Raw genomic sequence first — 6,516 nt, 5'->3', positions numbered from 1 at the left:
GGCGATGACCGCCGGGTTGCGGGGGTCGTCCTCGGGGATGCCCGCCTCGACCTTGCCGACCAGGTCCGCGCCGACGTCCGCCGCCTTGGTGTAGATCCCGCCCCCGACCCGCGCGAAGAGGCTGATCAACGACGCGCCGAACGCGAAGCCGACGAGCGGCTCGACCGGGTTGTCGAGCCCCAGAACCAGGTCGAACAGGACGTAGAAGCCGGACACGCCGAGCAGCGCCAGGCCGGCGACGGCGAGGCCGGACACGGCGCCGCCCCCGAAGGCGATCGTCAGGGCGCCGGGCAGCCCGTCGCGGGCCGCCTGCGCGACGCGGACGTTGGCGCGCACCGCGACGCCCATGCCGACGTACCCGGCGATGGCGCTGAACGCCGCCCCGAAGCCGAAGCCGACGGTGGTCCACCACCAGTTCGTCGCCTCGTGCGGGTCGCCCCGCGTCCAGGCGACGAGGGCGAAGACCGCAACGATGAGGATCGCGACGACGAGGATGGTGCGGTACTGCCGGTTCATGTACGCGCCGGCGCCCTGCTTCACGGCGTCGGCGATCTCGTTCATGCGGGGGTTCCCGCTGGGCGCGGACAGCACCGAACGCGCGAGGGTGAAGGCCGCACCGAGCGCGACGGCGGCGGCGAGGGGCACGAGGAAGACGAGGACGTCCATGGAGCCTCCAGGCGGTGGGCTCCGCCGCCGGGTGGCGGCGGGCGGGTCTCCGACGTCGGGACCGCCCCCGTGGGCGCGCCGGAGGCGCGCGGGGACGGTCCCGGGCGGGTGAACGCCGGCGATGCTAGCACGCCGTCAGTCGCTGCCGCCGGCCTCCGGGAGGGGCGCGCCGGGCGCCCGACGGTCGCGCGTGCGGCGGGTGGGGGCCGCCTCGGTCGGGAAGCGGTGGCGCTCGAAGCGGTAGAACGCCGCGGGCACCACGAACAACGTCAGGAACGTCGAGGACACCACCCCGCCGACGATCACGAGGCCGAGCGGCTGGCGGAACTCCGAGCCCTCGCCGAGCCCCGCGAGGAGCGGGATCGAGATCATCACGACCGTGAGCGCCGTCATCAGGATCGGCCGCAGGCGGAGCCGTCCGGCGCGCACGAGCGCCGCCTCGAGCGTCTCGTCCTCCTCGAGACCGGTCATGACGACGTCGAGGAGCAGGATGGCGTTCTTCGTCACCAGGCCGATCAGGATCACCACCCCGAGGACGCTGATGACGTCGAGGGCGCTGCCGGTCAACAGGAACAGCCAGAACGCCCCGACGAGCGCCAGCGGGACGGTCGACAGCAGGTACAGCGGGTACTTGAAGCTGTTGAACTGGCTGGCGATCACCAGGTAGTTGAGGACGATCGCGAGCAGGAAGGCGATCGGCCCGTAGATCACCAGGTCGCCCAACAGGTCCGGCCCGACGCCGGTCCCGACGCGGACGTCGTCGTCGGTGATGCCGGCCTCCGCGAACGCCGCCTCGATTTGCGCGCGGACCTGGAACACCCCGGGCGCGCCCTCGACGAGGTCGGCGGATAGGTTCGTGATGTACGCCTGTTCGGCGCGGTCGATCGCGACCGGGCCGGCCTGCACCACGAACCGCCCCAACTCCCCGAGCGGCAGCCACGTGTCGAGCGCCGGCGCGAAGATCGGGAGGCTCAGCAGCGTCTGTTCGTCGGCGACGAAGCGCGGGTCGGCCTTCACCTGGATGGCGACGTCCTCCCCGCCGGCGTCGAGCGAACCGGCGCGCGTTCCGACGTTGTAGGCGCGCAGGGTCTGACCGATCTCCGCCGCGGTGAGGCCGGTGCCGGCCAGCGCCGTGCGGTCGAGGGCGAACACCCGCTCGGTGACCGACCCCTCGAGCGAACTCGCGACGTTGCGCAGGTTGTCGTTCTCGCGCATCACCTCGCGCGCCGCTTCGTCGCGGGCGCGGAGCTGATCGAGGTCGTTGCCGTACAGCGTCAGCGCCAAGCCGGTCTCGACCGGCACCGCGCCCCCGTCGTCGCTGCGGACCGTGACGGTCGCTTCGGGGGCGACGTCGGCGAGGAGGCCCTCCACCTCGGGACGCAGGGCGTCGGCGACCTCGAACGACGACGCGTCGCGGTCGCCGAGGTCGGTCAGCTCCAGCGTGAGGGCCGCCAACCCGGCGTCGTCGGTCCCCAGCAGGCCGCCCGCGCCGACCGAGGCGAGGACGACGTCGACGCGCGGGTCGCCCGCGACGCGGCGCTCGACGGCGGCGGAGACGACGTCGGTGCGTTCGAGCGGGGTGCCGGGCGGCATCTCGATCTGGATCGAGACGGCGCCCGCGTCGACGGGGGAGACGAAGTTGAACTGCAGGCGGGGCACGACCCACGCGAGGCTCGCCACCAGCGCGACGGAGAGGAGCAGTACCGCGTTCGCGCGGGCGGGGCGCAGCAGGCCGCGCAGGACCGCGGCGTAGCGCTCGCGCAGCCAGCCCACGGCGCCGTCGGTGCCGACGTGCATCGTGCGCAGCGTCGCCCCGAACGTCGTGGCCAGCGTCCGCAGCGGCCACCCGAGCGCCAGCAGGCCCCACGGCGCGAGCGCCGCGGCGGCGAGGCCGAGCCCCGCCCCGGCGGCGATCGAGGCGACGCCCGCCTCCAGGCCGAGCGCGGCGGTCGCCGCGCCGCCGCGGACGCCGTCGAGGGCACCGGCCGCGACGAGCAGGAGCGCGAGGACCCAGAACCCGGGCCGGACGTAGCGGCGGGCCGTCCAGCGGACGTCGCGCCCGAGGTGCGCGATCGACGCGCCGACGTCGCGCCAAGCGGGCGGCAGCGGGTCGGGCATGTAGGCGAGGCGGACGGTGAGGAAGAACAACGCCTCGAGGTAACTGACGAAGATCGTCGCGGCGAGGCTGAGGCCGAACTGGCTGAAGAACTGCCCGATCAGCCCCGGCAGGAAGGCGATGGGGAGGAACACCGCCAGCAGCGACAGCGTGGCGCTCAACACGGCGGTCGCGACCTCGCCGGCGCCCTGGAAGACCGCTTCGAGGGGGCCCGCGCCGTTCTTCCGCCAGCGCGCGACGTTCTCCGCGATGACGATCGAGTCGTCGACCACCAGGCCGACGGCGACCGTGACGGCGAGCAGCGTGACGGTGTTGAACGTGAAGCCGAGCAGGCCGAAGATGATGACCGCGCCGGCGAGGGTGATGGGGATCGCCAACACCACGCTGAACGTCGAGCCGAGCCGCCCGACGAACAGCAGCACGACCAGCCCGACGGCGAGGATCGCGAGGCCGGTCTCGCGCAGGGTGTCGAACACCGACGTCGCGACGAAGACCGACGTGTCGTTCACGACCGTCGCGGTGACGCCGTCGGGGAGCCCGACCTCGTCCAGGCGGTCCTTCAGCGCGCCGGCGGTCGAGACCGCGTTCGCGTCGGAGACCTTGCGGACCTCGAGCAGGACGACGGGCCGGCCGTCGAGGCGCGTGAAGGCGGTGGGGTCCTCGATCCCGTCGAGGACCCGAGCGACGTCGCGGACGACCAGCCCGCGGACGGGGTCGACGACGGCGTCGGCGACGTCGCCGGCGTCGTTCGGGCGGTCGCGGACCGTCAACAGGATGCGTTCCCCACCGACCGTGAGGTCGCCCGCCGGCAGCGTCGCGGAGCCCGCCTGGATGGCGCTGGCGACCTGCTGGACCGAGAGCCCGAACGTCCGCAGTTTGGCGGGGTCGACGAGGACCTGCACCTGCCGCTCGAGCGGGCCGACGATGGCGACGTCCGCGACGCCCTCCACCTGTTGGAGGCGCGGCTCGAGGGTCTCCTCCGCGATCGTTTCGAGGTCCAGCAGCGACCGGCCCTCCCCGGCGAGGGCGACGGAGAGGATCGGTTGGTCGCCGGGATCGAACTTCTGCACGACCGGGTCGTCGGCGCCGTCGGGCAACGCCTCGACGATCCCGTCGACGCGTTGCTTGACGTCGATGGCGGCCTGGTCGACGTCGACCGACTCCTGGAACTGGGCGATGACGAAACTGAAGCCCTCGCCGCTGAAGCTGCTGACGTCGGTCACGCCCGGCACCGTGGCGATGGCGTCCTCGATCGGTTCGCTGACCTGCTCCGCCGCCTCCTGCGAGCCGGCCCCCTGGTAGCTGGTGTTCACCGCGACGATCGGCACCTCGAACTCCGGGAGGAGGTCGATGCCGAGGCGCGTTCCGGCCGAGAGGCCGAAGAACACGATCGCGACGAAGATCGAGATCGAGAAGACGTAGCGTCGGACGAAGAAGCGGATCAGGCCGCTCATGGGGCCTCGCGGCGGACGGGCGTCCCGATGCGGACGTCGAGGGGGCGCGGGTAGATGACGTACGCGTCGGCGTCGACGCCCGCCACGACCGCCTCCGCGCCGGATTCGGCGAGGACGTCGACCGGGACGCGGGTCGCGAGGCCGTCGTCGGCGACGTACAGCCAGGTGCGGCCCGACTCGCTGGCGATCGCGCCGGCGGGCACGAGGAGGCCCTCCCCGAGCTCGACGTCGTAGCGGAGGTCGGCCAGCGCACCGGTCGGGAGGGTCCCCGCTTCGTCGGGGTCGAGGCGCGCGACGAGCTGCACGAGGCGTTGCTGCTGTTGCGGTCGCACCGACGAGGTGAGGGTGCCGCGCACGTCGCGCCCGTCGTAGCGGAAGGTGAGCGTGCCCTGCTGCAGCAGGCGGGTGGCGTCCTCGGGGGGGACGTCGAACACCGCTTCGCGTTCGTCGAGGCTCTGCAGGCGGAAGGCGGCCTGCCCCGACGCGGCGAACTCGCCGACCTCGAGGTACGTTTCGACGACCTCCCCGGCGAACGGCGCGCGGACCTCGGTCTCGTCGAGGGCGTCCTCCGCCTGTTCGGCTTGGACGCGGGCGCTCTCCAGCGCGATCTCGAGCAGCGCCAGGTCTTCGCTGCCCGAGCGCTCGGCGCGCGCGAGGGCGTCCTGCGCCTGCAGCAGCGTCGCTTCGGCGTTGTCGAGGTTCGCCTGCAGCGACTCGAGGTCGCTGCGCGACGCGCCGCCGGCCGCGACGAGCTCGCGGACCTCGGCGGTCTGGCGGCGCAGCGACGCGACGTTGGATTCCGCCGCCCGCAACTGCGCGCGCGCCTGTTGGGTCGATTCTTCGGCGCTGCGGCGGGCGCGCTCGAGGTCGATCTCGGCGCGCTCGACCGCCAAGCGCGCGCTGCGCGCCTGGAGTTCCGACGCGTCGTCGTCGAGGCGGAGCACGACGTCGTCGGCGGCGACCGTGTCGCCCGGGCGCGCCAGGACCGCTTCGACGCGCGCGGAGGCGCCCGCCGCGACGGTGGCGTCGCGCACGGCGCGGATCCGGGCCGACGCGGAGCGCGTCGCCTCGAGGGTGCCGCGCTCGGGCGTCACGGTCCGCACGAGGCGGGCGGGGGGCGCCTCGCGCTCGACGGGGGCGGCGGTCGCGGGGGCGTCGTCGCTCGCGTCGCCGCCGGGCAGGTCGCAGCCGGCGAGGCCGAGGCCGAGGGCCAGGAGGAGGGCGAGGGGGGCGGCGCGGGGGGTGCGGCGGCGTTCGGCCGAGGGGTCAGAATGCATCGAGGCCTTCCAGGGCGAGGCCGGTGTCGGCCTGTAGCGTCAGGGCCGCGCGGACGACGGCGTGCTCCGCCTGGAGGGCGGCGAGGTCGGCTTGTTGCGTGGCAAGGCGGGTGCGGTCGTAGGCGACGTCGGAGATGAGGCCGGCGTCGCGGCGCGAGCGGTCGACCGCGTCGCGGTCGCGGGCGTTGACGAGGGCGTCGCGCGCGACGGCGAGGCGGTCGCGGGCGGACGCGACGCGGTCGACGAGGCTGCGCACCAGGATGGCGAGCCCGCGGCGCGCTTCGGCGAGGCCGTCCTCGGCCTCACCGATGCGCGAGTCGGCGTCCTCGAGGTCCTGCGCCGCGGCGTAGGCGGGGTCGAGCAGGTCGCGGGCGGTGCGCGCCACCTCGAGCCCCTGCGCCGCGCGGAGCACCGTCGGGGTCTCGTCGAGGCGGCCGACGAGGGCGTCGGCGTCGGGGGTGGGCGTCGCGACCCAGGCGTCGGGGACCGGTGCGAGCGTCCCCAGGTCGGCCGGGGGCACGCCGAGGAGGCTGGCGAGGTTCGTGCGGGCGAGCGCTTCGCCGTCGCGGGCGGCGGCGAGGTCGCCGCGGGCGCTGGCGAGGTCGTTCTCCGCGTCGCGCACGTCGAGGTCGGTGGCGGCGCCCCGCTCGGCGCGGATGGCGGCGATCTCGGCGGAGCGCGCCGCGAGGTCGGCGGCGGTGTCGGCGAGGGCGCGTTGCGCGGTGGCTTCGAGGGCGTCCATGTAGGCCGCCCCGATCTCCTGGTAGGCCCCGTACCGCGCGACGCGGAGCTCCGCCTCGGCGAGGGCGACCGCCTGATTCGCCTGCAGGACGTCGAGGCGGAGGGCGAGCGGGTCGGCGTCGGTCCGGCTGAGGTCGGCGCGGGCGTCGCGCAGCGTGCGTTCGGCGCCGACGACCGCTTGGCGGGCGTCGGCGGCGGCCATCGCGTCGGCCGGGGAGGTCTGCGCGGCGGCGACGCCGAGCACGACGGCGAACGCCGTGAG

The 6,516-nt window shown here is 74.5% G+C and carries 4 protein-coding genes; all 4 read right to left on the bottom strand.

All coding sequences use genetic code 11. The features are described from left to right. On the bottom strand, positions 1-666 hold a 666-nt coding region (locus RI554_10005; GenBank protein ID MDR9392348.1), incomplete at its 3' end, for a sodium/proton-translocating pyrophosphatase. A gap of 135 nt (positions 667-801) precedes the next feature. Next, positions 802-4,236, bottom strand: coding sequence for an efflux RND transporter permease subunit (locus RI554_10000; GenBank protein ID MDR9392347.1), 3,435 nt, complete (start codon positions 4,234-4,236; stop codon positions 802-804). Further along, positions 4,233-5,513 carry an HlyD family efflux transporter periplasmic adaptor subunit gene (locus RI554_09995; GenBank protein MDR9392346.1) on the bottom strand — a complete coding sequence of 427 codons (1,281 nt, stop codon included), beginning with the start codon at positions 5,511-5,513 and terminating at the stop codon, positions 4,233-4,235. The genes RI554_10000 and RI554_09995 overlap by 4 nt, the downstream gene beginning before the upstream one ends. Then, positions 5,503-6,516, bottom strand: a 1,014-nt coding sequence (locus RI554_09990) for a TolC family protein (GenBank protein MDR9392345.1), incomplete at its 5' end; no start/stop codon positions are given. The genes RI554_09995 and RI554_09990, both read right to left, overlap by 11 nt.

Source organism: Trueperaceae bacterium, assembly GCA_031581195.1.
Taxonomy (GTDB): domain Bacteria; phylum Deinococcota; class Deinococci; order Deinococcales; family Trueperaceae; genus SLSQ01.
Note: the sequence above shows the minus strand (reverse complement) of the source record. Positions and strands in the feature narration are given on the sequence as shown.

What these genes read in the sequence shown, in the direction of transcription:
- RI554_09995 (MDR9392346.1), bottom strand. Translation starts at nt 5,513, where the DNA reads ATGCATTCTGACCCCTCGGCCGAACGCCGCCGCACCCCCCGCGCCGCC.
- RI554_10000 (MDR9392347.1), bottom strand. Translation starts at nt 4,236, where the DNA reads ATGAGCGGCCTGATCCGCTTCTTCGTCCGACGCTACGTCTTCTCGATC.